Origin of the sequence: Streptococcus sp. 2018037 (assembly GCF_019754195.1) — a bacterium.
GTDB lineage: Bacteria > Bacillota > Bacilli > Lactobacillales > Streptococcaceae > Streptococcus > Streptococcus hashimotonensis.
On record NZ_JAIJZQ010000035.1, the window covers coordinates 1 to 15,706 of the forward strand.

Here is a 15,706-nt window from a genome sequence, read left to right on the forward strand (position 1 = left end):
TAATCTCCTTTTGTTGATGGTTTAAGTTTATCGAAAAGTGCTGCCTTTCTACAGGACATTTTTGTCTAGCTTCATACTTTATTTGATTTTTCTTTTTTTAAAGTACATTTGCTATTGATACTCTATGGCAAACATTGCTTTCTGCTCCAGAAGGGAGTTATTATATTGGTTTTTGGTTCCTCATTTCTTAGTTCCACTACCAGTATGGCTTGAAAGAACCATAGCTATGTCTAAAGGTCTAGCTGTTTAAAACTATATTTGTATATTTCTAAGATTGTGATAAATAACTATTGATTCGTTTTTCTTGTAAATGATCTGTTTCTGATATGTATCATCTAATAAAAACGCCTGCTTACGAAATTATTCTATCTTAGAGTAATTTCGTAAACAAGCGTCCAATCAACATGATGAGTGTTACCGCTGAGACAAGCTCAGCGGTAGACCAGAGCTAGACTAAGAATCAGAATAGGATTCCATCATCATAACACTCAACAAAATTGATGATCTTATACAAGTTCGATAATTGCCATTGGTGCAGCATCACCACGACGTGGTTCAGTTTTGAGGATACGAGTATATCCACCATTACGTTCTGCATAACGAGGTGCAATTTCAGAGAACAATTTTTGAAGTGCTGTAGTAGCAGTGTACTTATCAGTTGCTTCATCATAGTTTTCAGATGCAATTTCGTTACGAACAAATGCTGCTGCTTGACGACGTGCGTGCAAATCACCACGTTTACCAAGTGTGATCATTTTTTCAACTGTTTTACGGATTTCTTTAGCACGAGCTTCAGTTGTAACGATTGATTCGTTGATCAAAAGGTCAGTTGTCAAATCGCGCAACATTGCTTTACGTTGTGAGCTAGTGCGTCCTAGTTTACGGTATGCCATGATTTCCTCCTATATTATTTATCTTTTTTCAATCCTAGACCAAGATCAGCCAATTTAACTTTAACTTCTTCAAGACTCTTGCGACCAAGATTGCGCACTTTCATCATTTCTGGCTCAGTTTTCTCTGTCAAGTCGAATACAGTGTTAATGCCTGCACGTTTCAGACAGTTATATGAGCGAACAGATAGATCCAATTCTTCAATCGTACGATCAAGCATACGATCATCTGAAGCCACTTCAGCTTCTTTCATCACTTCTGCAGATTTTGCAACTTCAGTCAAGTCAGTGAAGAGACCTAAGTGCTCCATCAAAATACGTGCAGAAAGACCTAAAGCATCTTCTGGAATAATGGTGCCATTTGTGTTGATTTCAAGTGTTAATTTGTCAAAACCATCGTTGCTACCAACACGAGCTGGTTCAACTTGATAATTGACTTTCTTCACTGGCGTATAGATAGAATCTACAGCAAGTGTTCCCACTGGTGCATCATCTTTCTTATTACCCTCAGCTGGTACATAACCACGACCTGAATTGACAGTCAAAACAGCTTTAAAAGTGGCACCATCAGCAATGGTAAAGAGATAATGGTCAGGGTTTACAATTTCAATGTCACTATCTGTAAGAATGTCTCCTGCTGTTACTTCAGCTGGACCTACTACATCAAGTTCAATTTTCTTTTCGTCTTCGACATAAGATTTTACAGCAATGCCTTTGATGTTAAGAATAATTTGCATAACATCTTCACGAACACCTGGAACTGTGTCGAATTCGTGGAGTACACCATCAATTTTAATTGATGTTACTGCAGCACCTGGAAGTGAGGCAAGAAGTACACGACGAAGAGAGTTACCAAGAGTTGTACCGTAACCACGTTCTAATGGTTCGATCACAAATCTGCCGTAATCTTTATTTTCATCAATTTTTGTTATTGTTGGTTTTTCAAACTCAATCATTTCTTACTCCCTCTTAAACGAAAAGCTGTGTATGGAATGTATGATTATACACGGCGACGTTTTGGAGGACGAGCACCATTGTGTGGTACAGGAGTCACATCACGAATTGCTGTTACTTCAAGACCAGCGGCAGCAAGAGCGCGGATAGCAGACTCACGACCTGAACCTGGGCCTTTAACGGTAACTTCAACTGTTTTAAGACCGTGTTCTTGTGCAGATTTAGCAGCTGCTTCTGAAGCCATTTGGGCTGCGAATGGTGTAGATTTACGAGAACCTTTGAAACCAAGAGCACCAGCTGATGACCAAGCAATAGCGTTACCATGCACATCAGTAATCATAACAATAGTGTTATTAAATGTAGCGTGAATATGAGCAATACCAGATTCGATATTCTTTTTCACACGACGTTTACGTGTTGGTTTAGCCAATTTTTCTACCTCCTATATTATTTTTTCTTACCTGCAATCGCAACAGCTTTACCTTTACGAGTGCGGGCATTGTTTTTAGTGTTTTGTCCACGGACAGGAAGTCCACGACGGTGACGGATACCACGGTATGAACCGATTTCCATCAAACGTTTGATGTTCAAGTTAACTTCACGACGGAGGTCACCTTCAACTTTGATTGCATCAACTTCACGACGAATAGCATCTTCTTGATCTGATGTCAAATCTTTCACGCGTACATCTTCTGAAATACCTGCAGCTGCAAGAATTTTTTTAGATGTTGCAAGACCGATACCATAAACATAAGTCAATGAAATAACTACACGTTTGTCATTTGGAATGTCAACTCCAGCAATACGAGCCATGTTTTCTCCTTTCTATTTCTTAACCTTGACGTTGCTTGTGTTTAGGGTTTGCTGGGCAAATCACCATAACACGACCATTACGACGAATAACTTTGCAGTATTCGCAAATTGGTTTGACCGATGGTCTTACTTTCATGTTTAATCCCTCCAAGTATTTCGACTATTTAAAGCGGTATGTGATACGTCCACGTGTCAAGTCGTATGGACTAAGCTCAACAGTTACGCGGTCACCGACCAAAATACGAATGTAGTTTTTACGGATTTTACCTGAAACAGTTGCAAGGACTTGGTGTCCGTTCTCCAACTCAACAGTAAACATAGCATTTGGCATTGTATCGACTACTTTGCCTTCAATTTCAATCACATCTTCTTTTGCCATGCAAAAGTAACCCCTCTCTAAATATCGATTTGATGTCCTCTGAACACAGAGGTAACAATTATAAGTCAGACTAGGCTATTTTATCATCTTTGTATAAAAAATGCAAGCCAAATCTATTAGTTTATTGCAATTTTGATAGTACTGTATCAATTGCTTGGAAAACAAGGTCAATGTCTTGGTCACCTTCAATATCATGGACCAGCCCTTTTGCACGATAATGATCAATGATTGGCTGTCCTTGTGCGATATTGACTTCTAAACGACGTTTGACAGATTCTGGCTTGTCATCTTCACGTTGGTAGAAGTCTTCCTCTTTGTAGTCTTCAACAGGTGGATTGAATACTTTGTGGAAAGTCTCTCCGGTTTCTTTATGAATAATACGACCGCTGAGACGCTCTACCAATTTTGAAGGATCAATCTCAATATTGATAACACCTTGCAACTCAATTCCTAAGTCAGCCAAATTTTCATCCAAGGCATGGGCTTGTTCAATCGTACGAGGATAGCCATCTAGCAAAAAGCCTTTTTCCTTGATGTCATCCTGAACCAAACGTTCTTTGACAATGCCATTAGTAACTTCATCGGGAACGAGGTCACCCTTATCAATGTACGACTTGGCAAGAATACCCATTTCAGTCTGATTGGCCATTGCTGCACGGAACATATCTCCTGTTGAAATATGAGCAACATTGAATTTCTCAACAATCTTGGCCGCTTGTGTCCCTTTACCAGCACCTGGTAAACCCATAATTAAAAGATTCATGACAAACTCCTTATTTTGTTTTCACATAAATTTGCCATTATTGACAAACTTATCTAAAAACAAAATAGAAGGTTGACTAGGTCAACCTATATTCTATTCTGTAATTTCTAAGAAACCTACATATTTTCTCTTAAGAAGGTAGCCTTCTAATTGCTTGATGCCTTCGATACTTGTAGAGATTACGATAATTAAACTTGTACCAAGGAATGCAATGCTTGAAGAAAGCCCAAAGAGATTTTGCGCAAGGATGGGCAACAAAGCTACAAAACTCAAGAAGAGTGCTCCGATTACTGCCAATCTTGTCAATAATTTTGACAAAAACTGTTCAGTGCCATTACCAGGACGAACTCCATGGATATAGGCTGCACTTTTCTGAAGGCTTTCTGCAGTCTTCTCAGGATTTACTTGAACAAAGGTGTAGAAGAATGTAAAGGCAATAATTAAACCTGCATATACAATCATACCTTTAGCAGTTGAATAATCAAAGTATTCCTGAACCGTCAATAACCACCCGGCACTCTTATTTTGACTTGCGAAATATTGAATCAAAGAAGTTGGAACTGCAGTGATTGAGCCTGCAAAGATTACGGGAATAACTCCTGCTGGATTCAATTTCAGCGGTAAATATGAGCTAGAAGGTGCTCCTTGTGCACGTTTTGTATATTGAATTGGTAATTTATATTCTGCTTGTTGTACAAAAGTTGTAAAATACACAACAAAGAATATTAATACGACGAGTGCAGCAACAAAGATTGCTGACTCCCCCAAACGACTTGATTCAATATTAACAAAGCGATCAATGTAAATCTCGTGAAAAGTCCCTGGTAGTGATGAAATGATACCCGCGAAGATAATCATTGATGTACCATTACCATAGCCCTTTTCAGAAATTTGTTCCCCCAGCCAGGTTACAATAATCGAACCTGTTGTCAAAATTGATCCAATCAACAAATATGTTTGCCAATTTAATGGCATATTGGTCAATTTTGCGCCGGACAAAGCATTAAAGCCTGCTGTAATACCAATCGATTGAACAAATGCCAGTACCAAAGAAATGTAGCGTGTTGCTTGATTTAGTTTACGACGACCAACTTCACCTTGCTTACCCCATTCAACAAATTTAGGTAAAATATCCATTTGTAAAAGTTGAACAATGATGGAAGCTGTAATATAAGGACTAACCCCTAGTGCGAAAACTGAGAAATTACGCATAGCATTTCCTGAAACCAAGCTCAACATGTTCAAGAACGGAAGGTTTGACAAGGCCTCAAGACTCTTTGCGTTTACTCCTGGTACTGTAATGTGGGTTCCCACGCGGAAGACAAAAAGGATAAAGATAGTAAATAGAATTTTACTACGTACCAATTTTACCTTTAAGGCATCTTTTAAAAGTTTAAAAAACATAGGCTGCCACCTCTTAGATGACTTCTACTGAGCCACCTTTAGAAGTGATTGCTTCTTCAGCTGATTTAGAGAATTTAGCAGCTTTAACTGTCAATTTCTTCGTCAATTCACCGTTACCAAGAATTTTAATTCCTGATTTTTCAGCTTTAACGATTCCAGCTTCGATAAGCACAACTGGTGTTACTTCTGCACCATCTTCAAAAGCGTTCAATTGATCAAGGCTAACGATTGCGTACTCTTTAGCGTTGATATTTGTAAATCCACGTTTTGGAAGACGACGGAACAATGGAGTTTGTCCACCTTCAAAACCTGGGCGAACACCGCCACCGCTACGAGCTTTTTGACCTTTTTGACCACGGCCAGATGTTTTACCGTTACCTGATGATGTACCACGACCTACACGGTTGCGGACTTTACGAGAACCTGTAGCAGGTTGTAATTCATGAAGTTTCATTATTATTTCTCCTCTTTTATATGCTAGCGCCTGTGAAGTACAAGAGTCTTCCTCCACAAACTCGCTGTATGTAAATATGTAAAATGGACTAGAAGTCGCAAAGATTTCTCTATGCGACTTAGTCTATTTGTTAGATTATTTAACTTCTTCTACAGTTACCAAGTGAGAGATAGCGTTCACCATTCCTAGAATAGCTGGGTTATCTTCTTTAACAACTGAAGAGTTCAATTTACCAAGTCCAAGTGCAACAACTGTTTTACGTTGTTCTGGTTTGCGACCGATTGGAGACTTAGTCAAAGTGATTTTAATTTGAGCCATGAGTATCTCCTTTCTTATGCTAAATCAGAAACTGAGATGCCACGAAGTGCAGCCACTTCTTCAGCACGTTTCAATTGTTTCAAACCTTCAACTGTTGCGCGAACGATGTTGATTGGTGTGTTTGAACCAAGTGACTTAGAAGTCACATCTGCGATACCTGCCAATTCGATTACGGCACGAGTTGCACCACCGGCAGCAACCCCAGAACCTTCTGAAGCAGGTTTCAACAATACACGAGCGCCGCCAAATTCTGAGCGAACTTCGTGAGGGATTGTTGTACCAACCATTGGTACTTCAATCATGTTTTTCTTAGCAGATTCAACTGCTTTACGGATAGCTTCTGGTACTTCTTGAGCTTTACCAGTACCGAAACCTACGCGACCGTTACGGTCACCAACAACCACAAGAGCTGCAAAACGAAGACGACGTCCACCTTTAACAACTTTTGTAACACGGTTGATGGCTACTACGCGTTCTTCAATTTCAACTGCGTTATCTTTGAATGCCATTTCTTAGTGTCCTCCCTATTAGAATTTCAATCCGTTTTCACGAGCTGATTCAGCCAAAGCTTTCACACGTCCGTGATAGAGATATCCACCGCGGTCAAAGACCACTTCAGAAATACCTTTAGCTACCGCGCGTTCAGCAACGAGTTTACCTACAACAACAGCTTGTTCTGTCTTAGTACCTTTTGAAACTTCTTTATCAAGAGTAGAAGCGCTTGCGAGCGTTACACCCGCTACGTCATCAATCACTTGAGCGTAGATGCCTGTATTAGAACGGAAAATGTTCAAACGTGGGCGAGCAGCAGTTCCAGAGATTTTACCGCGAACGCGACGGTGGCGTTTTTGGCGGATTTTGTTTTTATCTGGTTTTGAAATCACAATATTCACCTCTTAATGTATGATTCTGTTTCTTACGAAACAATTTGAGAAATAGTCAGCCAGGTGGCTAAGCCACCTCAGCAAGCTATTATTTACCTGTTTTACCTTCTTTACGGCGAACGAATTCACCAACGTAGCGAATACCTTTACCTTTGTATGGCTCAGGAGCGCGAAGGCTACGGATGTAAGCTGCTGTTTGACCAACAACTTCTTTGTTGATACCAGACACGACGATTTGTGTTGGTGTTGGAACTTCAAATGTGATACCTTCTGGTGCAACCACTTCATCTGGATGTGATTTACCAACAGCAAGTGTCAATTTGTTACCAGCCAATTGAGCACGGTAACCGACACCACGCATTTCAAGTTCTTTTTTGAAGCCTTCAGAAACACCAACAACCATGTTGTTGAGGTTAGCACGGCTAGTACCGTGAATAGTCTTCATTTCTTTTGAATCGTTTGGACGGTGAAGAGTTACTTCTGCACCTTCCACACGGATTTCAATAGCAGTTGGGAATTCACGAGTCAATTCCCCTTTAGGTCCTTTTACAGTTACCACGCCGTTGTTTTGAGCAAGCTCAACACCAGCAGGCAATGTAATTACTTTATTACCAATACGTGACATATTTTTTAATTCTCCTGTTAAATTATCAAGCCGTCAAGCGACTAGTTTTCACGGGGGCTCATGATACAGAGGGCGTTAAGAAGTCAAAGTAAAAATAGGAATCTTGACGCAGAAGCCTAAGCTTCGAGGAAGGATTGTCTTTTTTACACAGACTTTAGCCCGTGTTCGAATGAGCAGGTTTCATGATCGCATTTGAGAAGCAATCATGCTTTTAGGTTTCAATTTCTAAATGTGGCAAGGTAGAGCGACGCAGGCTATACTCGAGTATGCCAAGACGCTCTAACACAGGCACATGACGAAATTGGAAGCTAAAAGATTACCAAACGTATGCGATAACCTCACCACCAACGTTCTTTTGACGAGCTTGTTTGTCAGTCAAAAGACCTTCTGATGTTGAGATGATTGCGATACCAAGTCCGTTAAGAACTTTTGGAATATCTTCACGTTTTGAGTAAACACGAAGACCTGGTTTTGAAACGCGTTTCAAGTTAGTGATAACTTTTTCACCGTTTGGTCCGTATTTCAAGAATACACGGATGATGCCTTGTTTGTCATCTTCGATGAATTCAACGTTTTTCACAAAACCTTCGTTTTTAAGGATTGTAGCAATACCTTTTTTGATGTTTGATGCAGGAACTTCAAGCACTTCGTGTTTTGCTTGGTTAGCGTTACGAATACGTGTCAAAAAATCTGCAATTGGGTCAGTCATAACCATTTGTTGTTTCTCCTCTTACTAGCAGTTTGATTAGATCACTTGCTAGTTAATTCATGATACAAAGGGCGCTAAAAGCCAAAGTGAAAATAGAAAACTTGACGAAGAAACCATGTTTCTAGGAAAGTTTGCACCTAATGGTAGCCACATTCGTAATTCAGCCAAGGCTGAAACGACTGCGTCTCTTTTTTCACACAGGCTTTCGCCCGTGTTCAAATTGACAAGCAAACTTTGTATCGGGTTTATTTATACAATTGAGTTCGAGCTACAACCTTAGCAAAGAAGATAGATTTTCCTAGAAGTAAACTTCATCGTCAAATCTCCTATCTTTGCGTTGGTTGCTAAACGCTCTCACATCTTATCTTACCAAGAAGCTTTTGTTACGCCAGGAATTTGTCCAAGGTAAGCCAAGTCGCGGAAGCATACACGGCACAATTTGAATTTGCGGTAAACTGAGTGTGGACGTCCACATTTTTCACAGCGTGTGTAAGCTTGTGTAGAGAACTTAGCTGGGCGTTTGTTCTTAGCGATCATTGATTTTTTAGCCATTTATTCTCTCCCTCTTATTTTGCAAACGGCATACCAAGGCCAGTAAGCAATGCACGTGATTCTTCGTCAGTGTTAGCAGTTGTAACGATAACGATATCCATACCGCGAGTCTTATCAACATCGTCGAAGTTGATTTCTGGGAAGATCAATTGCTCTTTCACACCAAGTGTGTAGTTACCACGTCCGTCAAATGACTTAGTTGGTACACCGTGGAAATCACGTACACGTGGAAGTGAAACTGTAACCAATTTGTCCAAGAACTCATACATACGTTCGCCACGAAGGGTTACTTTCGCACCGATCGCAACACCCTCACGAAGACGGAAGCCGGCGATTGATTTCTTAGCTTTAGTGATAAGTGGTTTTTGACCTGAGATCAAAGCCAATTCTTGAGCAGCTTTCTCAAGGTTTTTAGCGTTAGAAACAGCGTCACCAACACCCATGTTCAAAACGATCTTATCAACTTTTGGCACAGCCATAACTGAAGAATAGTTAAATTGTTCAGTCAAAGCAGGAACTACTTCATTAAGATATTTTTCTTTTAAACGATTTGCCATTATACTTCTCCTTTCCTTCGTGATTAATCAAGCACTTCGCCTGATTTTTTGTTGTAGCGAACTTTTTTGCCGTCTACAAACTTGTAACCAACGCGTCCTGCAACACCATTTTTGTCAAGAACTTGAACATTTGACACATGGATTGGAGCTTCTTTTTCAACGATAGCGCCTTGAGGGTTTTCGCTGTTTGGTTTTTGGTGTTTCTTAACGATGTTAACACCTTCAACAATAACTTTGTTTACTTTTGGAAGTGCTGTTACGACAACTGCTTCAACGCCTTTGTCTTTACCAGCGATTACGCGAACTTTATCGCCTTTTTTTACAAACATTTGATTTCTCCTATGATTTCTTACGCCCTAATGGGCACCCTGGTTAGTAATTTAACCAGGGGACTTAGTTTGTTTTCTAGTTTACTAAATCCATCACAGACTTCGTTAGTTTGTTTTGATGTACCCAAGTACTATCTACAACAAACTGCCTAGTCTGTAACAAATTCCCTAAAACTATCTGATTAAAGTACTTCTGGTGCCAATGAAACGATTTTCATGAAACCGCCATCACGCAATTCGCGTGCCACTGGGCCAAAGATACGAGTTCCGCGAGGGTTTTTATCTTCACGGATGATAACTGCAGCATTCTCATCGAATTTGATGTATGAACCATCAGCACGACGAGCACCTGTCTTAGTACGAACGATAACGGCTTTAACAACGTCACCTTTTTTAACCGCACCACCAGGAGTAGCTTGTTTTACTGAAGCAACGATGATGTCGCCGATGTTCGCGAATTTACGTCCTGAACCACCAAGAACTTTGATTGTCAAGATTTCACGTGCGCCACTGTTGTCAGCAACTTTCAAACGAGTTTCTGTTTGAATCATGTCAATTTTCTCCTTTCAGGTTGATTAAATGATAACTGCCTCTTCCACAACTTCTACAAGACGGAAACGTTTTGTAGCTGAAAGTGGGCGAGTTTCCATGATACGAACGATATCGCCTTCTTTAGCAACATTGTTTTCATCATGAGCTTTGTACTTTTTAGAGTAGTTAATACGTTTACCATAGACTGGGTGGTTACGTTTAGTTTCAACTACAACTGTGATTGTTTTGTCCATTTTGTCAGATACTACGCGTCCAACAAGAACTTTACGATTATTGCGTTCCATTGAAATTCTCCTTTCCCAATCTATTATTTAGTTTCAGATTGCACAGTTTTGATACGTGCAATTTGTTTCTTCACTTCGTTCAAACGAGCAGTTTGCTCAAGTTGACCAGCAGCAGCTTGGAAACGAAGTTCGAAGAGTTCTTTCTTCAATTCGTTTTCTTTCTTAGCAAGTTCTTCTTGAGAAAGGCCACGAAGTTCTTTTACAAAATCTTTAATTTCTTGAAGTTTCATGTCTTCTCCTTATTCTGCTTCACGTTTTACGAATTTAACTTTAACTGGCAATTTGTGACCAGCAAGGCGGAATGCTTCGCGAGCGATTTCTTCAGAAACGCCAGCTACTTCAAACATAACCTTACCGCGTTTAACTGGAGCTACCCAACCTTCAGGAGCACCTTTACCAGAACCCATACGTACACCGATAGCTTTAGCAGTGTATGATTTGTGTGGGAAGATCTTGATCCAAACTTTACCACCACGTTTCATGTAACGCGTCATAGCGATACGGGCAGCTTCGATTTGGCGGTTTGTAATCCATGAGCTAGTAGTTGCTTGAAGACCGTATTGACCAAAGTCTACTTGTTTTCCACCTTTAGCTTCACCGCGCATTTTTCCACGGAATTCACGACGGTGTTTTACACGTTTAGGTACTAACATTTGTTATTTACCTCCTTTAGTGTTTTTACGAGCTGGAAGAACTTCACCACGGTAGATCCATACTTTAACACCAAGTTTACCGTAAGTTGTCAAAGCTTCTTCCCAAGCGTAGTCGATATCCGCACGAAGTGTATGAAGAGGAACAGTTCCTTCTGAGTAGCCTTCTGCACGGGCAATATCAGCACCGTTCAAACGGCCAGAAACTTGTGTTTTGATACCTTTTGCACCAGCGCGCATTGCACGTTGGATAGCTTGTTTTTGAGCACGGCGGAATGCCACACGTTGCTCCAATTGACGAGCGATTGACTCACCAACAAGGTGTGCATCCAAATCAGGTTGTTTGATTTCGATGATGTTGATGTGTACTTGCTTACCAGTCAATTTGTTCAATTGAGCACGAAGTGCATCAACGTTGCTACCAGCTTTACCGATAACCATACCTGGTTTAGCAGTGTGGATAGAAACAATAACTTTGTTTACAGCACGTTCGATTTCGATTGTTGATGTTGACGCATCAGCCAATTCTTTTTTGATAAAGTTGCGGATTGCAAGATCTTCATGAAGGTAATCCGCGTATTCTTTTTCAGCATACCATTTAGCATCCCAATCACGGATGATGCCAACACGCATACCAATTGGATGTACTTTTTGACCCACGTTTTTACCTCCTTATTTCTCTGCCACAACTACAGTGATGTGAGCTGTGCGTTTGTTGATTGGTGAAGCAGAACCTTTCGCACGTGGACGGAAACGTTTCAACGTTGGTCCTTCGTTTGCGAATGCTTCGCTGACTACCAAGTTAGCTTTTTCCAAACCAAAGTTGTTTTCAGCGTTAGCGATTGCTGAGTTCAAAACTCCCTCGATAATGCCTGCAGCTTTGTTTGGTGTGAATTTCAAGATTGCGATTGCGTCTGCTACGCTTTTGCCACGGATGTTATCCAAGACAAGACGTGATTTACGAGGTGAAACACGTACTGTGCGAGCAGTTGCTTTAGCTGAAGTAATTTCTGCCATTGTGTTTTCCTCCTAAATTATTTACGACGAGTTTTCTTGTCGTCAGCAGCATGACCTTTGTAAGTACGAGTTGGTGCAAATTCACCAAGTTTGTGACCTACCATGTCTTCTTGAATGTATACAGGTACGTGTTTACGTCCATCGTAAACTGCGATTGTATAACCGATGAAACTTGGGAAGATCGTTGAACGACGTGACCAAGTTTTAATTACTTTTTTCTTTTCGTCGTTTGCTTGAGCTTCAACTTTTTTCATCAAATGCTCATCGACGAAAGGTCCTTTTTTAAGACTACGTCCCATTTTAGTGTGTTCTCCTTTAAAATATGTACCACAGCGGCTTGTCCGCAAAATAGCGGACTACCGAGTTGGCGGATGATATAGAATGCTAAGCAACTAAGAATAGATTATTTTTGGTTGCGACGACGAACGATAAGTTTGTCAGATTTAGCTTTCTTGTTACGAGTTTTCAAACCAAGAGCTGGTTTACCCCATGGTGTAGATGGCGCTTTACGACCAACTGGCGCTTTACCTTCACCACCACCGTGTGGGTGATCGTTAGGGTTCATTACAGAACCGCGAACTGTTGGACGGATACCTTTCCAACGGCTACGACCTGCTTTACCAAGGTTAACAAGGCCATGTTGTTCGTTACCTACAGTACCAACAGTAGCACGGCAAGTACCAAGGATCATACGAACTTCACCTGATTGAAGGCGAACAAGAACGTATTTACCTTCTTGACCAAGAACCTGTGCAGATGCACCAGCAGCACGAACCAACTCACCACCGCGACCTGGTTTCAACTCGATGTTGTGAACAACAGTACCGACTGGGATGTTTGCAAGTGGAAGTGCGTTACCAACTTTGATATCTGCTTCTGGGCCTGAAATGATGCGTTGACCAACTTCAAGACCTTTAGGAGCAATGATGTAAGCTTTAACACCGTCTGTGTAGTGTACAAGAGCGATGTTTGCTGAACGGTTTGGATCGTACTCGATAGTTTTAACGATTGCTTCAACGCCATCTTTGTTACGTTTGAAGTCTACCAAACGGTAGAAACGTTTGTGACCGCCACCTTGGTGACGAACAGTGATGCGACCGTTGTTGTTACGACCAGCTTTGCTCTTCAAAGCAACAAGCAAGCTTTTTTCTGGAGTGCTTGTTGTGATTTCAGCGAAGTCCAAAGAAGTCATGTTACGACGGCCATTTGTCGTTGGTTTATAAACTTTAATACCCACGTTAATTCCTCCTTTGATTATTCAGCGTCAGCTGTAGCGAACAATTCGATCGCTTTTGAATCAGCAGCCAATGTGATGATTGCTTTTTTCACTTTGTTTGTGCGACCTACATAACGACCTACGCGTTTTGTTTTAGGTTTCACGTTGATTGTGTTAACATTTGCAACTTTAACACCCTCGAATGCAGCTTCAACAGCTTGCTTGATCAAGAGTTTGTGCGCACGAGTGTCAACTTCAAATACATACTTGCCTGCTTCGAGTTGGCCCATTGAGCTTTCTGTGATGACAGGTTTTTTGATAACATCATACAAATTCATTATGCAAGAACCTCCTCAATTTTAGAGATAGCTGCTTGAGTTACAAGAAGTTTGTCTGCATTTGCGATGTCAAGTACGCTTGCAGTTGTTGCAGTTGCAACTTTAACTCCTGGGATGTTACGAGCAGAAAGAGCTGCGAATTCGTTGCCTTCTTCAAGAATAACAAGGACTTTAGAATCAATGCTCAATGCTGCAAGTACTTTTGCAAATTCAGCAGTTTTTGGAGCTGTGAATTCAAGTGAGTTAACAGCTACAAATTTGTTTTCAGCAACTTTTTCTGAGTAAACAGATTTAAGTGCCAAGCGACGAACTTTTTGTGGAAGTTTGTACGCGTATGAACGTGGAGTTGGTCCGAAGACTACGCCACCGCCACGCCATTGTGGTGAACGGATAGAACCTTGACGAGCACGTCCAGTTCCTTTTTGACGCCATGGTTTGCGTCCGCCACCTGAGACTGCTGAACGGTTTTTAACTGCGTGAGTACCTTGACGAAGGCTAGCACGTTGGCTGATGATCACATCAAATACAACCGCTTGGTTTGGCTCGATACCAAAGATCGCATCGTTAAGAACTACTTCACCAGCTTGTTTACCAGTTTGGTCAAATAATGTTACGTTTGCCATTTCGACTGATTTCCCCTTTCCTTATTATTTACCAGCTTTAACTGCTGACTTGATAGTGATAAGAGATTTCTTAGCACCTGGTACGTTACCTTTGATAAGGATAACGTTCTTTTCTGGAACAACTTGTACAACTTCAAGGTTTTGAATTGTTACACGGTTGCCGCCCATGCGACCTGCAAGGTTTTTACCTTTGAATACACGGTTAGGTGCAACAGGACCCATAGAACCTGGACGACGGTGGTAACGAGAACCGTGAGCCATAGGACCACGTGATTGACCATGGCGTTTGATAACACCTTGGAAACCTTTACCTTTAGATGTACCAGTTACATCAACAACATCACCAGCTGCGAAAGTTTCAACTGTAATTTCTTGTCCAACTTCCAAGCCTTCAATGTTTTTGAATTCACGAATGAAGCGCTTAGGAGCTGTGTTAGCTTTAGCTACATGGCCTTTGGCAGGTTTGTTGCTCAATACTTCACGTTTGTCATCAAAACCAACTTGAACTGCTGCATAACCATCAGTTTCAACTGTTTTCACTTGAAGAACAACGTTTGGAGTTGCTTCGATGACAGTAACAGGGATAAATTCACCAGATTCAGTGAAGATTTGAGTCATTCCCACTTTTTTCCCTAAGATTCCTTTTGTCATGAGAAAAATATTCCTTTTCTTATTTTATAGTTAAAAAGTTTTTAACGAGCGTTTTTCATGCTCAAATCAAGATTCTGAGTTTTGCTCGCAACTTGATTACAATTTGATTTCTACGTTTACACCACTTGGAAGATCCAATTTCATCAACGCATCAACTGTTTTTTGAGTTGGGTTGATGATGTCGATCAAACGTTTGTGTGTACGCATTTCGAACTGCTCACGAGAGTCTTTATACTTGTGAGTCGCACGGATGATTGTGTAGAGGCTACGTTCTGTTGGAAGTGGAACTGGGCCTGCTACTTGAGCACCTGTACGTGTTGCAGTTTCAACGATTTTTGCAGCTGCTGTATCAAGTGTACGGTGTTCGTACGCTTTCAAGCGGATGCGGATTTTTTTGTTTGCCATCTTTTTCTCCTTTTCGTCTATTTAACATAATAGGCTAGCTCCACAAGAAAACCAACACGAGTCGCGTGGCAATGCAACCGAGCGTGTCACAACCTCTTGCATCAAAGCTACAGCCGTAATTTTTACGGCACTAGAACATTCTACCAGATTCTACTTGTCATTGCAAGAGTTTTTACTCAAAAATTCAAAAAATCCCAAAACTTTTATTTCAGCCCAAATTTCAAGTTGAAGTTAGCCACCCAAAAGAAATTCACTTGGCGACTTGTAGTCCAAGCATTTTTTAGGGTAGTTGTTAATCCAATTTTCGATAAAAGCTACTTCTTTCGGAGTCGTTTTCTT

29 protein-coding genes and 1 pseudogene are annotated in these 15,706 nt (G+C 40.8%); all 30 read right to left on the reverse strand.

Features of this window, described 5'->3' with window-relative positions:
* Nucleotides 1–506: 506 nt before the first annotated feature.
* Complete coding sequence (rplQ, locus tag K5Q29_RS09740; protein ID WP_024532345.1) at nucleotides 507–893, reverse strand: 50S ribosomal protein L17; 387 nt, start codon at nucleotides 891–893, stop codon at nucleotides 507–509.
* Nucleotides 894–907: 14 nt separating this feature from the next.
* A complete protein-coding gene (locus tag K5Q29_RS09745; RefSeq protein ID WP_004195512.1) occupies nucleotides 908–1,846 on the reverse strand; it encodes a DNA-directed RNA polymerase subunit alpha in 939 nt (312 codons plus the stop codon).
* A gap of 44 nt (nucleotides 1,847–1,890) precedes the next feature.
* Nucleotides 1,891–2,274, reverse strand: a complete 384-nt coding sequence (rpsK, locus tag K5Q29_RS09750) for a 30S ribosomal protein S11 (RefSeq protein WP_004195509.1) — start codon at nucleotides 2,272–2,274, stop codon at nucleotides 1,891–1,893.
* A gap of 17 nt (nucleotides 2,275–2,291) precedes the next feature.
* Complete coding sequence (gene rpsM / locus K5Q29_RS09755) at nucleotides 2,292–2,657, reverse strand: 30S ribosomal protein S13 (protein ID WP_002936622.1); 366 nt, start codon at nucleotides 2,655–2,657, stop codon at nucleotides 2,292–2,294.
* 19 nt (nucleotides 2,658–2,676) lie between these two features.
* Nucleotides 2,677–2,793, reverse strand: a complete 117-nt coding sequence (rpmJ, locus tag K5Q29_RS09760; protein WP_001808836.1) for a 50S ribosomal protein L36 — start codon at nucleotides 2,791–2,793, stop codon at nucleotides 2,677–2,679.
* 24 nt (nucleotides 2,794–2,817) lie between these two features.
* Nucleotides 2,818–3,036: a translation initiation factor IF-1 gene (gene infA / locus K5Q29_RS09765; RefSeq protein ID WP_002936627.1), complete on the reverse strand. Its 219-nt coding sequence runs from the start codon at nucleotides 3,034–3,036 to the stop codon at nucleotides 2,818–2,820.
* A gap of 121 nt (nucleotides 3,037–3,157) precedes the next feature.
* Complete coding sequence (locus K5Q29_RS09770) at nucleotides 3,158–3,799, reverse strand: adenylate kinase (protein WP_105139628.1); 642 nt, start codon at nucleotides 3,797–3,799, stop codon at nucleotides 3,158–3,160.
* 93 nt (nucleotides 3,800–3,892) lie between these two features.
* Nucleotides 3,893–5,203: a preprotein translocase subunit SecY gene (secY, locus tag K5Q29_RS09775; RefSeq protein WP_024415620.1), complete on the reverse strand. Its 1,311-nt coding sequence runs from the start codon at nucleotides 5,201–5,203 to the stop codon at nucleotides 3,893–3,895.
* 13 nt (nucleotides 5,204–5,216) lie between these two features.
* Nucleotides 5,217–5,657, reverse strand: a complete 441-nt coding sequence (rplO, locus tag K5Q29_RS09780) for a 50S ribosomal protein L15 (protein WP_105139629.1) — start codon at nucleotides 5,655–5,657, stop codon at nucleotides 5,217–5,219.
* Nucleotides 5,658–5,792: 135 nt separating this feature from the next.
* Nucleotides 5,793–5,975: a 50S ribosomal protein L30 gene (gene rpmD / locus K5Q29_RS09785; RefSeq protein WP_002936638.1), complete on the reverse strand. Its 183-nt coding sequence runs from the start codon at nucleotides 5,973–5,975 to the stop codon at nucleotides 5,793–5,795.
* Nucleotides 5,976–5,989: 14 nt separating this feature from the next.
* Nucleotides 5,990–6,484: a 30S ribosomal protein S5 gene (gene rpsE, locus K5Q29_RS09790; protein ID WP_002936639.1), complete on the reverse strand. Its 495-nt coding sequence runs from the start codon at nucleotides 6,482–6,484 to the stop codon at nucleotides 5,990–5,992.
* Nucleotides 6,485–6,502: 18 nt separating this feature from the next.
* Nucleotides 6,503–6,859: a 50S ribosomal protein L18 gene (gene rplR / locus K5Q29_RS09795; protein WP_002936641.1), complete on the reverse strand. Its 357-nt coding sequence runs from the start codon at nucleotides 6,857–6,859 to the stop codon at nucleotides 6,503–6,505.
* A gap of 88 nt (nucleotides 6,860–6,947) precedes the next feature.
* A complete protein-coding gene (gene rplF / locus K5Q29_RS09800; protein ID WP_004195502.1) occupies nucleotides 6,948–7,484 on the reverse strand; it encodes a 50S ribosomal protein L6 in 537 nt (178 codons plus the stop codon).
* A gap of 316 nt (nucleotides 7,485–7,800) precedes the next feature.
* A complete protein-coding gene (gene rpsH / locus K5Q29_RS09805) occupies nucleotides 7,801–8,199 on the reverse strand; it encodes a 30S ribosomal protein S8 (protein ID WP_002936647.1) in 399 nt (132 codons plus the stop codon).
* 360 nt (nucleotides 8,200–8,559) lie between these two features.
* Nucleotides 8,560–8,745 carry a type Z 30S ribosomal protein S14 gene (locus tag K5Q29_RS09810; protein WP_002936651.1) on the reverse strand — a complete coding sequence of 62 codons (186 nt, stop codon included), beginning with the start codon at nucleotides 8,743–8,745 and terminating at the stop codon, nucleotides 8,560–8,562.
* Nucleotides 8,746–8,759: 14 nt separating this feature from the next.
* Nucleotides 8,760–9,302, reverse strand: coding sequence for a 50S ribosomal protein L5 (gene rplE, locus K5Q29_RS09815; RefSeq protein ID WP_002936653.1), 543 nt, complete (start codon nucleotides 9,300–9,302; stop codon nucleotides 8,760–8,762).
* Between the two features lie 23 nt (nucleotides 9,303–9,325).
* The gene (gene rplX, locus K5Q29_RS09820; RefSeq protein WP_002936656.1) at nucleotides 9,326–9,631 is read right to left on the reverse strand and encodes a 50S ribosomal protein L24; all 306 of its coding nucleotides are present in this window, start codon (nucleotides 9,629–9,631) and stop codon (nucleotides 9,326–9,328) included.
* 182 nt (nucleotides 9,632–9,813) lie between these two features.
* Complete coding sequence (gene rplN, locus K5Q29_RS09825) at nucleotides 9,814–10,182, reverse strand: 50S ribosomal protein L14 (protein ID WP_002936658.1); 369 nt, start codon at nucleotides 10,180–10,182, stop codon at nucleotides 9,814–9,816.
* Between the two features lie 24 nt (nucleotides 10,183–10,206).
* The gene (rpsQ, locus tag K5Q29_RS09830) at nucleotides 10,207–10,467 is read right to left on the reverse strand and encodes a 30S ribosomal protein S17 (RefSeq protein ID WP_000440801.1); all 261 of its coding nucleotides are present in this window, start codon (nucleotides 10,465–10,467) and stop codon (nucleotides 10,207–10,209) included.
* Nucleotides 10,468–10,490: 23 nt separating this feature from the next.
* Nucleotides 10,491–10,697, reverse strand: a complete 207-nt coding sequence (gene rpmC, locus K5Q29_RS09835) for a 50S ribosomal protein L29 (RefSeq protein WP_002936659.1) — start codon at nucleotides 10,695–10,697, stop codon at nucleotides 10,491–10,493.
* Between the two features lie 9 nt (nucleotides 10,698–10,706).
* Entirely contained in the window at nucleotides 10,707–11,120 is a 414-nt protein-coding gene (rplP, locus tag K5Q29_RS09840; RefSeq protein ID WP_002936660.1) for a 50S ribosomal protein L16, read from the reverse strand.
* Nucleotides 11,121–11,123: 3 nt separating this feature from the next.
* A complete protein-coding gene (gene rpsC / locus K5Q29_RS09845; RefSeq protein ID WP_002936661.1) occupies nucleotides 11,124–11,777 on the reverse strand; it encodes a 30S ribosomal protein S3 in 654 nt (217 codons plus the stop codon).
* A 12-nt stretch (nucleotides 11,778–11,789) separates the two neighbouring features.
* Nucleotides 11,790–12,134, reverse strand: a complete 345-nt coding sequence (gene rplV, locus K5Q29_RS09850; protein WP_002936662.1) for a 50S ribosomal protein L22 — start codon at nucleotides 12,132–12,134, stop codon at nucleotides 11,790–11,792.
* 17 nt (nucleotides 12,135–12,151) lie between these two features.
* Nucleotides 12,152–12,433: a 30S ribosomal protein S19 gene (rpsS, locus tag K5Q29_RS09855; protein WP_000533766.1), complete on the reverse strand. Its 282-nt coding sequence runs from the start codon at nucleotides 12,431–12,433 to the stop codon at nucleotides 12,152–12,154.
* 104 nt (nucleotides 12,434–12,537) lie between these two features.
* Nucleotides 12,538–13,371, reverse strand: a complete 834-nt coding sequence (gene rplB, locus K5Q29_RS09860) for a 50S ribosomal protein L2 (RefSeq protein WP_024399981.1) — start codon at nucleotides 13,369–13,371, stop codon at nucleotides 12,538–12,540.
* 17 nt (nucleotides 13,372–13,388) lie between these two features.
* Nucleotides 13,389–13,688: a 50S ribosomal protein L23 gene (locus K5Q29_RS09865; RefSeq protein ID WP_004195491.1), complete on the reverse strand. Its 300-nt coding sequence runs from the start codon at nucleotides 13,686–13,688 to the stop codon at nucleotides 13,389–13,391.
* Nucleotides 13,688–14,311, reverse strand: coding sequence for a 50S ribosomal protein L4 (gene rplD, locus K5Q29_RS09870; RefSeq protein ID WP_004195490.1), 624 nt, complete (start codon nucleotides 14,309–14,311; stop codon nucleotides 13,688–13,690). The genes K5Q29_RS09865 and rplD overlap by 1 nt, the downstream gene beginning before the upstream one ends.
* 24 nt (nucleotides 14,312–14,335) lie before the next feature.
* Nucleotides 14,336–14,962: a 50S ribosomal protein L3 gene (rplC, locus tag K5Q29_RS09875; RefSeq protein ID WP_011921686.1), complete on the reverse strand. Its 627-nt coding sequence runs from the start codon at nucleotides 14,960–14,962 to the stop codon at nucleotides 14,336–14,338.
* A gap of 96 nt (nucleotides 14,963–15,058) precedes the next feature.
* Complete coding sequence (rpsJ, locus tag K5Q29_RS09880) at nucleotides 15,059–15,367, reverse strand: 30S ribosomal protein S10 (protein ID WP_002939332.1); 309 nt, start codon at nucleotides 15,365–15,367, stop codon at nucleotides 15,059–15,061.
* Between the two features lie 231 nt (nucleotides 15,368–15,598).
* Nucleotides 15,599–15,706: pseudogene (locus K5Q29_RS09885) on the reverse strand (IS30 family transposase); the annotation flags it as partial.